At 70.7% G+C, this 16,694-nt stretch carries 13 protein-coding genes; 4 read left to right on the top strand and 9 right to left on the bottom strand.

The window, feature by feature from the left end; all coding sequences use genetic code 11:
* Positions 1 to 98 precede the first annotated feature (98 nt).
* Positions 99 to 2,354: a transglycosylase domain-containing protein gene (locus tag ACFY6S_RS13695; protein WP_388815505.1), complete on the top strand. Its 2,256-nt coding sequence runs from the start codon at positions 99 to 101 to the stop codon at positions 2,352 to 2,354.
* A gap of 84 nt (positions 2,355 to 2,438) precedes the next feature.
* Here ACFY6S_RS13695 and ACFY6S_RS13690 read toward each other — a convergent pair whose 3' ends face one another.
* The 5 genes from ACFY6S_RS13690 to ACFY6S_RS13670 form a co-directional block, all read right to left on the bottom strand.
* Entirely contained in the window at positions 2,439 to 3,911 is a 1,473-nt protein-coding gene (locus ACFY6S_RS13690; protein WP_388815503.1) for a catalase, read from the bottom strand.
* A gap of 164 nt (positions 3,912 to 4,075) precedes the next feature.
* Positions 4,076 to 5,980, bottom strand: coding sequence for a SpoIIE family protein phosphatase (locus ACFY6S_RS13685; RefSeq protein WP_388815501.1), 1,905 nt, complete (start codon positions 5,978 to 5,980; stop codon positions 4,076 to 4,078).
* A 367-nt stretch (positions 5,981 to 6,347) separates the two neighbouring features.
* The gene (locus ACFY6S_RS13680) at positions 6,348 to 7,136 is read right to left on the bottom strand and encodes a DUF402 domain-containing protein (protein ID WP_388815499.1); all 789 of its coding nucleotides are present in this window, start codon (positions 7,134 to 7,136) and stop codon (positions 6,348 to 6,350) included.
* Positions 7,137 to 7,220: 84 nt separating this feature from the next.
* Positions 7,221 to 8,618 (bottom strand): class II fumarate hydratase, encoded by a 1,398-nt coding sequence (locus ACFY6S_RS13675; protein WP_388815497.1) that lies wholly within the window; start codon positions 8,616 to 8,618, stop codon positions 7,221 to 7,223.
* Between the two features lie 172 nt (positions 8,619 to 8,790).
* On the bottom strand, positions 8,791 to 10,458 hold the full coding sequence (locus tag ACFY6S_RS13670) for a fumarate hydratase (RefSeq protein ID WP_388815495.1): 1,668 nt from the start codon (positions 10,456 to 10,458) through the stop codon (positions 8,791 to 8,793).
* A gap of 238 nt (positions 10,459 to 10,696) precedes the next feature.
* Here ACFY6S_RS13670 and ACFY6S_RS13665 point away from each other — a divergent pair, with 238 nt between their 5' ends.
* Together ACFY6S_RS13665 and ACFY6S_RS13660 are read left to right on the top strand one after the other, a co-directional pair.
* Positions 10,697 to 11,377 carry a DUF1707 domain-containing protein gene (locus tag ACFY6S_RS13665; protein WP_388815493.1) on the top strand — a complete coding sequence of 227 codons (681 nt, stop codon included), beginning with the start codon at positions 10,697 to 10,699 and terminating at the stop codon, positions 11,375 to 11,377.
* A gap of 317 nt (positions 11,378 to 11,694) precedes the next feature.
* Positions 11,695 to 12,069 (top strand): WhiB family transcriptional regulator, encoded by a 375-nt coding sequence (locus tag ACFY6S_RS13660; RefSeq protein WP_114621584.1) that lies wholly within the window; start codon positions 11,695 to 11,697, stop codon positions 12,067 to 12,069.
* A gap of 197 nt (positions 12,070 to 12,266) precedes the next feature.
* Here ACFY6S_RS13660 and glpX read toward each other — a convergent pair whose 3' ends face one another.
* Positions 12,267 to 13,298, bottom strand: coding sequence for a class II fructose-bisphosphatase (gene glpX, locus ACFY6S_RS13655; protein ID WP_388815490.1), 1,032 nt, complete (start codon positions 13,296 to 13,298; stop codon positions 12,267 to 12,269).
* Between the two features lie 122 nt (positions 13,299 to 13,420).
* Between glpX and ACFY6S_RS13650 the strand changes: the two genes are divergently transcribed.
* A complete protein-coding gene (locus ACFY6S_RS13650; protein WP_388815488.1) occupies positions 13,421 to 13,945 on the top strand; it encodes a DUF4245 domain-containing protein in 525 nt (174 codons plus the stop codon).
* 232 nt (positions 13,946 to 14,177) lie between these two features.
* Here the strand turns inward: ACFY6S_RS13650 and ACFY6S_RS13645 are convergent, their stop codons facing one another.
* From ACFY6S_RS13645 to xseA, 3 genes are all read right to left on the bottom strand, one after another.
* A complete protein-coding gene (locus ACFY6S_RS13645; RefSeq protein WP_388815486.1) occupies positions 14,178 to 14,768 on the bottom strand; it encodes a malonic semialdehyde reductase in 591 nt (196 codons plus the stop codon).
* 178 nt (positions 14,769 to 14,946) lie between these two features.
* Positions 14,947 to 15,186: an exodeoxyribonuclease VII small subunit gene (locus tag ACFY6S_RS13640; RefSeq protein ID WP_388815484.1), complete on the bottom strand. Its 240-nt coding sequence runs from the start codon at positions 15,184 to 15,186 to the stop codon at positions 14,947 to 14,949.
* A 205-nt stretch (positions 15,187 to 15,391) separates the two neighbouring features.
* Positions 15,392 to 16,600, bottom strand: coding sequence for an exodeoxyribonuclease VII large subunit (gene xseA / locus ACFY6S_RS13635; RefSeq protein ID WP_388815482.1), 1,209 nt, complete (start codon positions 16,598 to 16,600; stop codon positions 15,392 to 15,394).
* Positions 16,601 to 16,694: the final 94 nt, after the last annotated feature.

The raw sequence follows: 16,694 nt of genomic DNA, 5'->3' as shown, positions 1-16,694 counted from the left end.
TTTGTCATAGGGAGCGGTGTTAGCTTTCTGAGCTGATTCCGGTGGGTGAGCGGCGCACGAGACCTGACGGCGAGAACCGAGAGCGGAGCGACACGGCGATGGGCCGAGCGGAAGCCAGACGGGCGGGGCAGCACGCTGCGCCCCGCACGGCCAGGAAGGGCGGCATACGCCGCCTCTTCACGTGGAAGAAGATGCTCGGGACGTTCTTCGGTCTGTCCCTGCTCGCCATGGGCGGTCTGTTCGTGGTCTATCTGATGGTCCCGGTGCCGGACGCCAACGCCCAGGCCGAGATGCAGAGCAACGTCTACAAGTACAGCGACGGCACGATCCTGGCCCGCACCGGCCAGGTCAACCGCGAGATAGTCGGGCTGGACAAAATACCCGCCAAGGTCCAGCACGCCTTTGTCGCCGCCGAGAACAAGAGCTTCTACAGCGACAACGGCGTCGACCTCAAGGGCACGGCGCGCGGCGTCCTCAACACCCTCTCCGGCAAGGGCAAGCAGGGCGGCTCGACCATCACCCAGCAGTACGTCAAGAACTACTTCCTGACCCAGGACCAGACGGTCACCCGCAAGCTCAAGGAGCTGGTGATCTCCCTCAAGGTCGACCGGAAGATGACCAAGAGCGAGATCCTCGCCGGCTACATCAACACCAGCTACTACGGCCGCGGCGCGTACGGCGTCCAGGCCGCCGCGCAGGCGTACTACGGTGTCGACGCCGTCGACCTCAGCGTCTCGCAGGGCGCGTACCTCGCCGCGCTCCTCCAGGCGCCCAACCAGTACGACTGGACCACGGCCACCCCCCACTCCAGGAAGCTCGTCGGGCAGCGCTGGAACTACGTCCTCGACAACATGGTCGAGAAGGGCTGGCTGAGCGCCTCGGAGCGCCCGGGCCTGAAGTTCGCCGTACCGGACGAGCCCAAGGCGGCCCCCGGGATGGAGGGCCAGACCGGCTATCTGGTCGAGGCCGCGGACGACGAACTGGCCGCGCGGGGCGTCGACAAGGCGCAGATCGCCAAGGGCGGCTGGACCATCACGCTCAACGTCGACAAGAAGAAGCAGAAAGCACTGGTCAAGGCCGTCGACGAGCAGCTCGAAAGCAAGATCGACCGCAAGAAGAACAAGACGGACGCGACCGTCCAGGCGGGCGCCACCTCCGTCGACCCGGGGACGGGCCACGTCGTCGCGCTGTACGGCGGGGTCAGCGCCACCGAGCACTGGATATCCAACGCCACCCGCTCCGACTACCAGCCCGCCTCCACCTTCAAGCCGCTGGTGTTCGCCTCCGCCCTGGAGAACGGCTCCGAGACCCAGGACGGCCGCAGGATCGGAACGGCCACGACGTACGACGGCACCAGCAAGCGGCCCGTCGTCGGCAGCGACACCCCCTTCGCCCCGCAGAACGAGGACGACCGCGACTACGGCACCGTCGACGTCCAGAAGGCGATGAACCTCTCCATCAACTCCGTCTTCGCGCAGATGGTCGTGGACGTCGGCCCCGCGAAGGTCAAGCGGACCGCCCTGGACCTGGGCATGCCGGACAAGGGCTTCCCCGAACGGCCCGCGATCACCCTGGGCACGATGAACGCCTCCACCTGGGACATGGCCGGGGCGTACGCGACCCTGAACAACCACGGCAAGAAGGTCACCCCGGTCATCGTGAAGTCCGCGGAGCACAAGGACCGCGAGACGCTCACCACGCCCGAAGCGGTCGGCAAGCAGGTCGTCAGCCGCCAGACCGCCGACACCGTCACCCATGTGCTCCAGGGCGTCGTGAAGAACGGCTCGGGCCAGGAGGCGAACACCACCGACTACCAGGCCGCGGGCAAGACCGGCACCTCGGAGAACAACAAGTCCGCGTGGTTCGCCGCCTACACCCCCAAGCTCACCACGGTCGTGGCGCTGTTCGGCGAGGCCACCAAGGAGGGCGGCGGACAGGTCACCCTGACCGGCACCGCCAACTCCGGCCGGGCGAACGGCGGCGGCTTCCCCGCCAGGATCTGGGCGGACTACACCCTCGGCGCGCTGAACGGCGGCTCGGACGCCGCGTTCGACCTCGACATCGCCGAGCCCGAGAAGATCCTCCCGTCGGTGACCCCGAGCACCTCGACACCCGAGACCACCCCCACGCCCACCCTCTCGCCGAGCGAGAGCGACGAGCCGGAGCCGGACCCCACCCCGACGACGAGCACCCCGACCACCTCCCCGCCGGTGACCACCACGTCGCCCACGGCACCCGACCCCGATCCGGGGGAGACGGGCGAGCCCACCGAACCGGGCGGCGGCGAGGAGACCGGCGGCGGCGACGGCGGCACGGAGGGGGCCGGCCAGGACCGGGGGCCGAACCTGTGGTGACGACGGGCCCCGCGCACGAGATGCGCGGGGCCCGTCTGCGTACCACCGTCGTACCCACCGCTCGGGTACCTCTCCCGGCGCGGCTCAGCCGCCGTTCACCTGCGCGGCGATCCGGTCACCGATGTTCTTGTCGATGTTGCGCCAGTACTGGAACGCGCGCTCCAGCACCGGCCGCGACACGCCCTGCTTCAGGTGCCCGCTGACGTTCGACACCAGCCGCTCGCGCTGCACGTCGTCCAGCACCTGCCTGACCTGGGTGCCGGCCTGGCCCCAGTCGTCGTCCTCGCGGTGCAGCTTGTACGCCTCGCGCACCATCTCGCCCGCCGACTCCCATCCGGCCGGCTCACCGAACCGCTCGGTGTCCGCCGCCGGGCCGCCGTACGAGTTCGGCGCGTACGGCATCGCCGCGTTCGACGCCTCGTACCGCATCGGCCCGTCCTTCGCGTACGAATTCACCGGCGAATGGGGCCTGTTGGGCGGCAGCTGGGTGTAGTTCGGACCGATCCGGTAGCGGTGCGTGTCCGGGTACGAGAAGAGGCGGCCCAGCAGCATCTTGTCCGGCGACGGGCCGATGCCCGGCACCAGGTTCGAGGGCTCGAAGGCGGCCTGCTCGATATGGACGAAGAAGTTGTCCGGATTCCGGTTGAGGGTCATCCGGCCGACATCGATCAGCGGGTAGTCGCCGTGCGGCCACACCTTGGTGAGGTCGAACGGGTTGAACCGGTAGTCGGCCGCCGCCTCGAACGGCATGATCTGGACCTTCAGGCTCCAGGTCGGCGCGTTCCCCGACTCGATCGACTCGTACAGATCGCGGCGGTGATGGTCGGCGTCGGAACCCGCCATCTCGTCGGCGTCCGCCTGGGTGAGACAGTCGATGCCCTGATCGGTCTTGAAGTGGTACTTCACCCAGAACCGCTCGCCCGCGCCGTTCACCCACATGTAGGTGTGCGAGCTGTAGCCGTTCATGTGGCGGAAGGACTTCGGGATGCCCCGGTCGCCCATCAGCCAGGTCACCTGGTGCGCGGACTCGGGCGACAGCGTCCAGAAGTCCCACTGCATGTCGTTGTTGCGCAGCCCGGTGGCCGGGTGGCGCTTCTGCGAGCGGATGAAGTCCTGGAACTTGATCGGGTCGCGCACGAAGAAGACCGGCGTGTTGTTGCCGACCATGTCGTAGTTGCCGTGTTCCGTGTAGAACTTCAGCGCGAAGCCGCGGGGGTCGCGCCAGGTGTCGGGCGAGCCGAGCTCACCGGCGACCGTGGAGAAGCGGGCCAGCATCTCGGTGCGCTTGCCCGGCTGGAAGAGGTCCGCCTTGGTGAACTGGCTGACGTCATTGGTCACTTCGAAGACGCCGTACGCACCGGCTCCCTTCGCGTGGACCACCCGTTCCGGTACCCGCTCCCGGTTGAACTGGGCCATCTTCTCGATGAGGTAGTGGTCCTGGAGCAGGATGGGGCCGTCGGGACTGACGGTGAGCGAGTGTTCGTCGCTCTCCACCGGGATACCGACGTTGTTGGTCGTGTAAGGCGCCTTGGGGGGCTGGGGGGATGACGCGGTCACGAGTGTCCTCCCGTCGTGAGGAGCCCGGGCCGGGCCCGGGCTGAGGCAGCGGTCACTACGGCCGCCTGCCCCAGCTAACCTCCCCGACACCTTGTCGGCAACATATGTACGGCTCTGTGCCGCTTGTCGCCAGGTGTCCGATACGGGGTGCGGAGTCCGGCCGGCTACGTCGGCGACGGCGGCCTGGTCGTGAGCTCGAACCAGACCACCTTGCCGCTGGACAGCCGGGTCGCGCCCCAGCGCCGCGCCAGCCGGTTGACCAGGAACAGACCGCGCCCGCCCTCGTCGGTGTCACGGGCCCGCCGCTGCCTGGGCAGCTGCGGCGAATCGTCCCCGACCTCGCAGCGCAGTACGTCCGTACGCAGCAGCCGCAGCGTCACCGGACGCTCCGCGTACCGCACGGCGTTCGTCACCACCTCGCTGATCAGCAGCTCGACCGAGTCGCTCAGCTCCTCCAGGTCCCAGCGCGCCAGCGCCCGTCTGGCCAGCCGCCTGGCCCGGCCCGGCGCCGCGTCCTCCGGATCCAGCGACCAGTACGCCACGTCGCTCGGCGCGATCCCGTCGAAACGGGCGGCGAGCAGCGCGATGTCGTCGTCCCGGTCACCGGGGCCCAGCACATCGAGCACATCGTCGCAGAGCGCCTCCAGCGGCGGCGCGTGGTCCGGCCCGGTCAGCTGGGCGGTGGCGGCGAGCCGCTCCCGCAGCTGCTCGATCCCCGTCCAGACGTCCCGCAGCCGCGACTCGACCAGCCCGTCCGTGTAGAGCAGCAGCGTCGCCCCGGCGGGCGCGTCCAGCTCGACCGCCTCGAAGTCCACCCCGCCGACCCCGATCGGCGCCCCCGGCGGCACCCGGAGCACCTCGGCCCGGCCGCCCAGATGCAGCAGTATGGGCGGCGGATGGCCGGCGTTGGCGATGGTGATGCGGTGCGCGACCGGGTCGTACACCGCGTAGAGACAGGTCGCCATCCGGTCCGTACCGAGCCGCTGCGCCTGCTCGTCCAGATGGTGCAGGACCTCCTGCGGCGGCAGATCGAGTCCGGCCAGGGTCTGCGCGGTGGTCCGCAGCTGGCCCATGATCGCCGCCGATGTCATGGAGTGGCCCATGACATCACCCACGACCAGGGCGACCCGGCTGCCGGGCAGCGGGATCGCGTCGTACCAGTCGCCGCCGACCCGGGCCGTCTCGGCGGCCGGGAGATAGCGCGAGGCCAGCCGCACCCCCGTCGGCTGCGGAAGGTTCTCCGGCAGCATCGTGCGCTGGAGCTCGTCGGCGATGTACGCCTCGCGGCCGTACAGCACCGCCTTGTCGATGCCCAGGGCCGTGTGCGTCGCCAGCTGCGCCGCGACCAGCAGATCGTTCGCCTCGAAGGCGGAGCGGTCCGGCCTGCGCAGGAAGACGGCCGCGCCGATGACCCGGCGCCGGCCGCGCAGCGGCGCGAGGATCGCGCGGTGTCCGCCCGGTACGGTGCGATCCGCGCCCAGCAGCTCGGGCAGCGCGGCCCGCGCCGCCGCCGAGTCGCCGAAGACCGGCCGCACCCCCCGCAGCACCTCGGAGAGCGCGCCGCCCGAGCGCACCTCGCACAGCTCGGCGGCCGGCATCACATCCGACTGCGGGTCCAGCAGCGGCAGCCTGACCCCCTCGGCGATCTGGAGCGGCAGCCCGCCCGCGCCCAGCGCGTTCTCGGGGTCGTCGTCGGTCAGCCGCAGCCGGTCGGTGCGGCGCAGCCGCAGCACGAACGGCGAGACGGGACGGTCGTCGCCCACCGGCAGGGGATCGCGCAGATAGACGAGTATGGCGTCCGAGAACGTCGGTACGGTCGCCCGGCACAGCCCCAGCACGATCTCGTCCAGGTCTATCCCCCGGGCGATCCGGCGGGTGGCGGCTCCCACGAAGCGCAGCCGGTCGCCCTCGCGCCGCGCCGTCCCGGCGGGGTCGGGTGCCTGGGCCGGCACCGCGGGCTGCGGCGCGGGAGCGGAGGCGGGCACCGCCTCCTGCCGCGGCCGGGTACGTTCCTGGGGCCGGGCAACCAGGGGCTGCCGGCCTTCGTGGGAGGGGGGGTGCTCCGTCACGCGTGGGGTTCCGTCCGTCCGGGCCGGGGCTGCGAGGCGGTCGCTTCGACTGGCGACACGGTGGACCGGGGACCGTACCGGCAGCGGCCGGTGCCGCTCCCTCCCCGTTCACCAGGTGAAACTACCCCTCGGCAGGCGGCATCGACAGGGTGGTGGCCGAAACGCACGGCTCCACCCCCTCGTAGTGACTTCACGGTCGTTGTGTTGTGCGGTCGTTGTGCTCTGCGGTCGTACCGGTCAACAGTGTGACGTGTGGTGTGAAAGCGCTGTGACCACCGGTCAGTTGGGTTACGGCGCACACCAGTTGCCCACTGCGGTGTTCCGGAGGACGATCCTACGGTTGCACCCTGGGGGCTTATCAAGGGTCTCATGGCAGCTGCGGCCGTGCCGTGCGATCACGCCGTCGGGCAGCCCCCGTCGGGGAGGAACCGGCTTCAGCGCCGGGCGGTGCGGACGGGCTCCCCGGCGCGCCGGACCCGGGCCGTGCCGGGGCCCGCGCCCAGCCCTTGGGCAGCTCGGGCACCGGCCACGCCGGGTCCGGCCGCCAGTGCTCCCAGCCGGCGTCGAACGGCGCGCCCCACGCGGTGATCGTCTCGATCGCCGCCCGGCCCGCCGCCTCCACCCGCCGCGCCTGGTCCGGCCCCATCAGCCCGTCCCGCTGCGCCTGCGCGAACTCGTCCTCGTCGCGCCAGCGCCAACTGCGGTCCGGATAGACGTCGATGTCCAGGAAGTGGTCCTCGGAGTCGACACCGCCCGACCAGCGGGTCAGCGGCTCCTCCAGATTCACGTACCAGTGCTGGAAGCGCCAGCCGCGCTCCCACCACAGCCACACGGACCACGGCTCGCCGGGCCGCGCCAGCTTCAGCACGCCCATGCCGTACCACCGGTCGCGCACCACGGTGCGCGGCTTGGTGTAGCGGGTGGCGAGCGGTTCGTGGTGGACGGGCGTGCCGTCCGCCAGCACCGGTCGCACGCATGGCGTATCCGGCGCCAGCCAGGCGGCGAGCAACTCGTCCGTGTCCTGCACGACGGTGACCGGACGGCAGATGTGGACCCGGTCCCCGGCGTTCTCGCGGTACCGCCACAGAATCCGCTCGCCGGGCGCCCAGCGCCCGCCCTCCGCCTGCCCGCCCGCCGTGGTCACCGTCGCTGTCATGCGCAGATCCTAGGGCGTGTCAGCGCCGTGGCGCCGTCCGCCCGGAGGACGGGCCGACGGCGCCCGGCGCGCGCGACCGGGATTTTACGGGCGTGTCATCCGCAGCACATCCAGCGCCGCGTCGAGCTGCTCCAGGGTGAGGTCGCCGCGCTCCACATGGCCGAGGGCCAGTACCGTCTCGCGGATCGTCGTCCCGTCGGCGAGCGACTTCTTGGCCACCTTGGCGGCGGCCTCGTACCCGATGTACTTGTTGAGCGGGGTGACGACGGACGGCGACGACTCCGCGTACTGACGGGCCCGCTCGGCATGGGCGACGATGCCGTCCACCGTGCGGTCGGCGAACAGCCGGGAGACGTTGGCGAGCAGCCGCACGGACTCCAGGAGGTTCTTGGCGATCACCGGGAGCATCACGTTCAGCTCGAAGTTCCCGGCGGCGCCGGCCGCGGCGACCGTCGCGTCGGCGCCGGTGACCTGCGCGGCGACCATCAGGACCGCCTCCGGGATCACCGGGTTGACCTTGCCGGGCATGATCGAGGAGCCGGGCTGGAGATCGGGGAGGCTGATCTCGGCCAGCCCGGTGCGCGGTCCCGAGGCCATCCAGCGCAGATCGTTGGCGATCTTGGTGAGCGAGACGCCGAGGGTACGGAGCTGACCCGAGGTCTCCACCAGCCCGTCCCGCGCGCCCTGGGCCTCGAAGTGGTTGCGGGCCTCGGTCAGCGGCAGCCCGGTCGCGCGGGCGACCTCGGCGATGACCGCGGCGGAGAAGCCGGGCGGGGTGTTGATGCCGGTGCCCACCGCCGTACCGCCGAGGGGCAGCTCCGCCAGCCGGGGCAGCGACGCGGTCAGCCGCTCCACGGCGTACCTCACCTGCGCGGCGTACCCACCGAACTCCTGGCCGAGCGTGACGGGTGTGGCGTCCATCAGGTGCGTACGGCCCGACTTGACGACCTCGGCGAACTCGACGGACTTGCGCTCCAGCGCCGCGGCGAGATGGTCGAGCGCGGGGATCAGCTCGCCGGTGACGGCGGCGGTCGCGGCGATGTGGATGCTGGACGGGAAGACGTCGTTGGAGCTCTGCGAGGCGTTGACGTGGTCGTTCGGATGGACGTCGCGGCCGAGGCGCTCGGTGGCGAGGGTGGCGAGCACCTCGTTGGTGTTCATGTTGGACGAGGTGCCCGAGCCGGTCTGGAAGACGTCCACCGGGAAGTGCTCGTCCCAGCGGCCCTCCGCGACCTCGGCCGCGGCGGCCCCGATGGCGTCCGCGATGTCCCGGTCGATCACGCCGAGGTCGGCGTTGACCTTGGCGGCGGCGGCCTTGATCCGGGCCAGCGCCTCGATGTGGGCGCGTTCCAGACGCTGTCCCGACACGGGGAAGTTCTCCACCGCGCGCTGGGTCTGGGCGCGCCACTTGGCGTACGAGGGCACCCGTACCTCGCCCATGGAGTCGTGCTCGGTCCGGTACTGGTTCTCGTCGGTCGTCATCGTGCTCGTACCTCCTGCTGGGGGGAGCGTCCGGGAGATCGATTGTGTTCCCGTGCCATGGTGCCGGGCGGGCGACGCCCGCCCGGAGCGACGGCGCCCACCCGACGCGACGGCGCCCGCACCTTTCGGGTGCGGGCGCCGGTGCGTCGGAGCTGTGCGGGAAGCCGTGCGGTCAGGCGAGGCCGGGGCCGCGTACCGGGATGCTGGTGAAGGTCGGGGCCGGGGCGGGCTCGGTGAAGAAGTCGTTCCCCTTGTCGTCCACGACGATGAACGCGGGGAAGTCCTCCACCTCGATCCGCCAGACCGCCTCCATGCCCAGCTCCTCGTACTCGACGACCTCGACCTTCTTGATGCAGTCCTGCGCCAGCCGCGCCGCCGGGCCGCCGATCGAGCCGAGGTAGAAGCCGCCGTGCGCGCCACACGCGTCGGTCACCTGTTTCGAGCGGTTGCCCTTGGCGAGCATCACCTTCGAGCCGCCCGCCGCCTGGAACTGCTCCACGTACGAGTCCATCCGGCCGGCCGTCGTCGGCCCGAAGGACCCCGAGGCGTACCCCTCGGGAGTCTTCGCCGGGCCCGCGTAGTAGACCGGGTGGTCCTTCAGGTACTGGGGCATCTCCTCGCCCGCGTCCAGCCGCTCCTTGATCTTGGCGTGCGCGATGTCACGGGCCACCACCAGCGGTCCGGTGAGCGAGAGCCGGGTCTTGACGGGGTACTTCGTCAGCTCGGCCAGGACATCGTCCATGGGCCGGTTGAGGTCGATCCGCACCACACTGTCGTCCGCGCCGAGGTGCTCGTCGGTGGTGTCGGGCAGGAAGCGCGCCGGGTCCTTCTCCAGCTGCTCCAGGAACACGCCCTCCGCAGTGATCTTCGCGACGGCCTGGCGGTCGGCCGAGCAGGAGACGGCGATGGCGACCGGCAGCGACGCCCCGTGGCGCGGCAGCCGCACCACCCGCACGTCGTGGCAGAAGTACTTGCCGCCGAACTGGGCGCCGATCCCGATCTTCTGCGTCAGCTCGAAGACCTTCTGCTCCAGCTCCTGGTCGCGGAATCCGTGGCCGGTGGGGGAGCCCTCGGTGGGCAGCTCGTCCAGGTAGTGCGCCGAGGCGTACTTCGCGGTCTTGAGCGCGAACTCGGCCGAGGTGCCGCCGACGACGATCGCCAGGTGGTACGGCGGGCACGCCGCGGTTCCCAGCGAACGGATCTTCTCCTCCAGGAATTTCATCATGGAGGTCTCGTTCAGGACCGCCTTCGTCTCCTGGTACAGGAACGACTTGTTCGCCGAGCCACCGCCCTTCGCCATGAAGAGGAACTTGTAGGCGCCGCCATCGGTCGCGTACAGCTCGATCTGCGCGGGCAGGTTCGAACCGGTGTTCTTCTCTTCCCACATGGTGAGCGGGGCCATCTGCGAATAGCGCAGATTGAGCTTCGTGTACGCGTCGTAGATTCCGCGTGAGAGAGCTTCCTCGTCGCCGCCCTCGGTCAGCACGTTCTGCCCGCGCTTGCCCATCACGATCGCCGTACCGGTGTCCTGGCACATGGGGAGAACCCCCGCCGCGGCGATATTCGCGTTCTTCAGGAGGTCGAGCGCCACGAACTTGTCGTTCGAGGAAGCCTCGGGGTCGTCCACGATCCTGCGCAGCTGGGCCAGATGGGCCGGGCGCAGATAGTGCGAGATGTCGTGCATCGCCTCGGCGGCCAGCTCGCGCAGCGCCGCCGGGTCGACCTTGAGGAACGTACGACCGTCGGCCTCGAACGTCGAGACACCCTCGGCGGTCACCAGCCGGTACGGCGTGGTGTCCTCTCCCAGCGGGAGCAGATCGGAGTACGCAAACTCTGGCATTACGGCCATTCCTCACTCGACAGACGGCGACGCGGCCTCCATTGGCGGCGGCGCCCACCAGCCTAGGCCGCCGCGCCGGCCATGCCCCGGGGAGGCCCCGGTGAGGTAGGACTCAGTCGCCGGGGGCGGGGGCTCGGCCGGGCGGCCGGTGCCCCTGCGGGCGGGCTTCGACGCTTCGTGGCACTGTCGTCGGGACAGGGCCTGGTCGCGATCTATCGCGTTTCGCTACTCTGGTGCCGTGGACTTCGAAAAGCAGCCCCAGAAGCCGGTCGCGCCGATGGAGCCCGCGGATATCCGTGCCTCCGACGCCGACCGGGACAGGATCGCGGACATCCTCCGGGAGGCCCTGGCGGAGGGGCGCCTCGACGCCGACGAGCACGCCGAGCGGATCGACTCCGTCTACCGCGCGAAGACCATCGGTGAACTGGAGCCGCTGGTACGTGACTTGCCGGCGGTCGGCGGCCACCCCCACCAGGCCGTGCCGTCGGGCGCGCCGGGCGGGTACGGATACGGCCCGGAGGATTCCACGACCCCGGAGAACCTGGTCGCGGTCTTCAGCAGCTCGACCCGCAAGGGCCGCTGGCGCATCGGCCGCAGGACCCGCGCCTTCGCGATCTTCGGCAATATCGAGATCGATCTGACCGAGGCGCTGTTCAGTCAGCGGACCACCGTGATCGACGCGACGTCCATTTTCGGCAATGTCGAGATCCGGGTCCCCGAGAACATCTCCCTGCGCGGCAACGGGACGGGGGTCTTCGGCAATTTCGAGGTGGTCACACTGGAGGCCGCCGATCCGGACGCGCCGACCGTGATCGTGAACGGCTGCTCGGTGTTCGGCAATGTGGAGGCGAAGCCGAAGCGCGGCAAGCGGATCGCGAATCTGATCAACGAGCGGCTCCGTAAGCATCTCGGTTCCTGACGGGTCTCTCCGGTTACGGGGAGAGCCGCCGGTGCGAGGAGAGCCTCCGGTGCGAGGAGAGCTACCGGTACGAGGGGGCTACCGGTACGCGGAGAGCCTTAGGCCGTTGAATTTTCGCTTTCAACTTTTACCGCCATGACGGGCCCCGCTGTTTTCGGTTGTTTCAGGCCAATTTCCACAGCGTGAGCCGCGCGCCTCAATTCCGTGCCGCGTTCAGGACGCCGGATGTGGGTACCACTCACTGCATAGGAGTGCGTACAGCGGGTAGGGAAAGCCTCATCGTCTCTCGCTCGCGAAGCCGTCGTCAGGAGTAGACCGTGCTGCAACTGCCGCATCAGCCCTTGCAGGTCGCCGCCGTTCCGCCGCAGCGGAGTCCCGCTCGGGAGGATCAGGCCGGCCCCTGGCACTCGGAGGCGGTGTGCCGCCGGGACGAAGCCGGGCTGTTCTTCGCCCCCTCCAAGGAGCCGACAGCCGCGAGGCTGGCGCGCGAGGAGGCCGCCAAGCGGGTCTGCGCCCGGTGTCCGGTAATGGTCGAATGCCGCGAGCACGCGCTGCTCCAGCCCGAGCCGTACGGGGTGTGGGGCGGGCTGACGGCCGCCGAGCGCCGGGTGGCGCTGGCGCGCCGCAGGAGGCGCGAGGTGGAGCTGAGGAAGGCGGCCTCGGCGGGCGAGAGAATCGCCGCCGCGGGCTGAGCCATCGGTGGACCGGCGGCACAGGGAGGGGCGCCCCGCCGCACAACGGGGGTGCCCCTTCCCTGTGCCTGTTTCTGTAGCTGTAGCTGTAGCTGTAGCTGTAGCTGTTCCTGTGCCGGTGCCGCTGGCTGCGCCTGTGTGCTCGTGGCGCGTGTACCGGTGAAACCCGTACCCGTGCCTCTTCGTCCGTACGGTGGCTACTTGGCGCGGTCGAAGTCGATCGCGCTGTAGGCGCGCAGCTTCGACAGCCGGTGGGTCGAGTCGATCTGCCGGATCGTTCCCGACTTGGAGCGCATCACCAGGGACTGGGTGGTGGCGGTCTCCGAGCGGTAGCGCACCCCGCGCAGCAACTCGCCGTCGGTGATGCCGGTCGCCACGAAGAACACGTTGTCGCCGCCGACCAGGTCCTCGGTCGACAGGACGCGGTCCAGGTCATGCCCGGCGTCGATCGCGCGCTGCCGCTCCGTAGCGTCCTTGGGCCAGAGCCTGCCCTGGATGACGCCGCCCAGGCATTTGATCGCGCACGCCGAGATGATGCCCTCGGGGGTGCCCCCGATGCCCATCAGCAGGTCGACGCCGGTGCCCTCGCGCGCGGCCATGATCGAACCGGCGACGTCGCCGTCGGAGATGAACTTGATCCGGGCGCCCGTCTCCCGGATCTCCTTGACCATGCTCTCGTGGCGGGGACGGTCGAGCACGACCACGGTCACATCGTCGGGGGCGCAGCGCTTGGCCTTGGCGACCCGGCGGATATTGACCGCGACGGGCGCGTTGATGTCCACGTAGTCGGCGGCCTCGGGGCCCGTGACCAGCTTGTCCATGTAGAAGACCGCGGACGGGTCGAACATGGCGTGCCGGTCGGCGGCGGCCAGGACGGCGATCGCGTTGGGCATGCCCTTCGCGTTCAGCGTGGTGCCGTCCACGGGGTCCACGGCGATGTCGACCTCGGCGCCGGTGCCGTCGCCGACGTGCTCGCCGTTGAACAGCATCGGCGCTTCGTCCTTCTCGCCCTCGCCGATGACGACGACACCGTTCATCGACACCGTGGAGACGAGCGTGCGCATCGCGTTCACGGCGGCGCCGTCCGCGCCGTTCTTGTCGCCGCGCCCCACCCACCGGCCCGCCGCCATCGCGGCGGCTTCGGTGACCCGGACCAGCTCCAGGGCGAGGTTGCGGTCGGGGGCCTCGGGAGACACCTCAAGAGGTGAGGGCAGTTGATGCTCGGTCATCGAGCGCACCTTTCTGTACGGCGACGGCCGGAAAAGAGGGTGATACGACTGTATCCGCACCGCGTCAGATTGAGCAGAGGGCCCCACGGATGAGCGCGACGGCGTGATGGGACGATGGGGGCGTGGCAGGCAAGCGAGGTACGCAGACGGTGCGGGACATGTTCCTGTCGATGGCGGTCATCGGACTCGTCGTCGCCGGCATCTACATGTTCATTCCGCACGACGACAAGGCCGACCCGGTGAAGGCCGTCGACTACCGGGTCGAGCTGGCGACCGCCCGGCGCGCCGCCCCGTATCCGGTGGTGGCGCCGGCGGGTCTGGCCGAGACCTGGAAGCCGACGTCCGTCTCGTACAAGAGGCAGAGCGCCGACGCGTGGCACATCGGTTATCTGGCCCCGGACGGGCAGTACGTCGCGGTCGAGCAGTCCACGGCACCCGCGGCGAAGTACGTGACCGAGGTCACCCAGCAGGCCGAGGACACCGGCGGGACGCAGCAGGTGGCGGGCGAGACCTGGCAGCGCTGGAAGGGGCCGAAGTACGACGCCCTGGTCCGCGTGGACGGGGACGCGACGACGGTGGTGACCGGCACCGCCTCGTACGAGCGGCTGGCGGAGATGGCCGCCGCGCTGGAGTCCGGCAAGTCCTGAGCCCGCCGTGCCGGTGAGATGCCACCGGGACGCGGACGAGGTCGCCGCCCCTCCTGAGCTTGAGCGGAGGGTGCGGCGGCCTCGTCGTGCCGTGGGTCCCGCGCCTGTCGGGCCGTGACGGTCGGCCGCGCCTGTCGGGCCGTGACTTCCGGCCGGTGGCGCGGGGGTCCGGCGGAGTGGTGGCGCGGGGGTCCGTAGGTCCGGCAGGGCGGTGGTCCGGTGGGTCCGCGGCTCAGACGGTGGTGATGACCTCGTCGTAGGCGAGGCGCGGGGAGCGGGGGTAGAACGCGTCGTCGCCCGGCTTGCCGATGTTCACCACGGCCAGCGGGGTGTGGTCGCCGTCCAGGAACTCCTTCTGGAGGCCGGCCGGGTCGAAGCCGGTCATCGGGCCCGCGGCGAGACCGGCGGCACGGATGCCGACGATGAAGTAGCCGGCCTGGAGGGACGCGTTCAGGGTCGCGGCCTGCTCGCGGGAGGTGCGCTCGCTGAAGAAGGCGTCCTTCGCCTGCGGGAAGGCCGGGAAGAGGCGGGGCAGCTCCTCGTGGAACTCGTTGTCCGCGGCGAGGATCGCGACGAGCGGCGCGGCGGCGGTCTTGGCCCGGTTGCCCTCGGCCATGTGCGCGACGAGGCGCTCGCGGGCCTCGGGGGAGCGCACCAGGACGACGCGCAGCGGCGACTGGTTGAAGGCCGTGGGGCCGAACTTGACCAGGTCGTAGATCGCCTGGACCTGCTCCTCGGTCACCGGCTCGTCCGAGAACTTGTTGGCGGTGTGGGCCTCGCGGAAGAGGAGGTCCTGAGCTGCGGGGTCGAGTACGAGGGACATCGTGTGAAGCACCTTCCGGAGGCATGGGGATCAATTGATCGGCTTCACCCTACAAGCGGTTATGTGAAGATTCAACAAAAATGGGGTCTGGTGATCCTCTTCACAGCCCCCCGCGCCGCCCGAGCCCCGTCCCGCACGCACGGGCTCCCCACGCCCCCGGGCTTCCCGCGCCGCGCCTCTACGACTCCCGCGCCGCGTCCGCCTCCGGCGCCTCGCCGGTCAGCGAGGCGTCCAGCCGGGCGCGCGCGCCCTCCAGCCAGCGCCGGCACACCTTCGCCAGCTCCTCGCCACGCTCCCACAGCGCCAGCGAGTCCTCCAACGAGGTGCCGCCCGCCTCCAGCCTGCGTACGACCTCGATCAACTCGTCCCGCGCCTGCTCGTAACCGAGCGTCGCGGCTCCTTCGTCCGTATCGGCCACTGTCCGACCCTTTCCTCTGCTACCTCGGTTGCCTCTGCCGCGCCGACCGTGCCGACCGCGTCGGCCATGTCAGTGTTTGGGCGCTGGTAGGTGTGAATCCGCCGAGTCCGCGCCCACGCGCGGACGACGGAACATCGGCCTCCCGCCGGGGGCCCGGACCGCCACCGGACCGCCGCTCACCCGGCGGCCGGGGCGGGAGCCCCGCTCACTCGGTGACCCGCACCGTGAACTCGCCCTCCGCCACCCTGGCACGCAGCTCCTCGGCCGCGCCGACCTCCTCCGGGGACCGCACGACCGTGCCGTCCGGCCGCTGGAGCACCGCGTACCCCCGCTCCAGCGTCGCCGCGGGGGACAGCGCGACCACCCGTGCCAGGGTGTGCGACAGCTCCGAATCCGCCCGGTCCAGCTGATGCCGCAGCACCCGCCGGCTCCGGTCGGTCAGCGCGGTCACCTCGGCCTCCCGCTCCTCCACCATCCGGTGCGGCCGCTCCATCACGGGTCTGGCCAGCGCGTGCGCCAGGCCGCGCTCCTCCCGGTCGAGCAGCCCCCGGACCGTCCGCAGCGCGCGGTCGCGCAGCGCCTGGACGCGGTCCAGCTCCTCCCCGACATCCGGCACGGTCCGCTTCGCCGCGTCGGTCGGGGTCGAGGCCCGGACATCGGCGACCAGATCCAGCAGCGGCGCGTCCGGCTCGTGCCCGATGGCCGAGACCACCGGCGTACGGCACGCGGCCACCGTCCGTACCAACTCCTCGTCCGAGAACGGCAGCAGATCCTCCACGCTGCCGCCGCCGCGCGCCACGATGATGACGTCCACCTCCGGCAGCGCGTCCAGCTCCTCCACCGCCTGGATCACCTGCGCCACGGCGTTGACCCCCTGCACCGCCGTGTTGCGCACTTCGAAGCGCACGGCCGGCCAGCGCCGGCGCGCGTTCTCCAGCACATCGCGCTCGGCCGCCGAAGCCCGCCCGCAGACCAGCCCGATCAGCTGGGGCAGGAACGGCAGCGGCTTCTTGCGGTCGGCGGCGAACAGCCCCTCGGCGCCGAGCGACTTCTTCAGCCGCTCCAGCCGCACCAGCAGCTCGCCGATACCGACCGGCCGTATCTCCGTGGCCCGCAGCGACAGCTGCCCGCGCGGCGCGTACCACTCGGGCTTGGCCCGCACCACGACCCGGGCGCCCTCGGAGACCACATCGGCGATCGCGTCGAAGACCTGCCGATAGCAGGTGACGCTCACCGAGATGTCGTGCGACGGGTCGCGCAGGGTCAGGAAGACGACCCCCGCGCCCGGTCTGCGCGAGAGCTGGGTGATCTGCCCCTCGACCCAGATGCCGCCGAGCCGGTCGATCCACCCACCGATGAGCCGCGACACCTCGCCCACGGGCAGCGGGGCTTCTGCGGACGTTTGGAGAGCCATGGGAAGGAGCGTATCGGCCGCCTGTGACATCGCCCCGGAAAGCGGCCGGAGCGGCTACGCGGACGGCGCCACCGGACAGCCACCGGGATCACGG

It is taken from the genome of Streptomyces sp. NPDC012835 (assembly GCF_042900885.1).
In the GTDB taxonomy this organism is placed as follows: domain Bacteria; phylum Actinomycetota; class Actinomycetes; order Streptomycetales; family Streptomycetaceae; genus Streptomyces.
The sequence above is the reverse complement of the archived record's forward strand: the minus strand, read 5'-3'. Positions and strand labels throughout refer to the sequence as shown.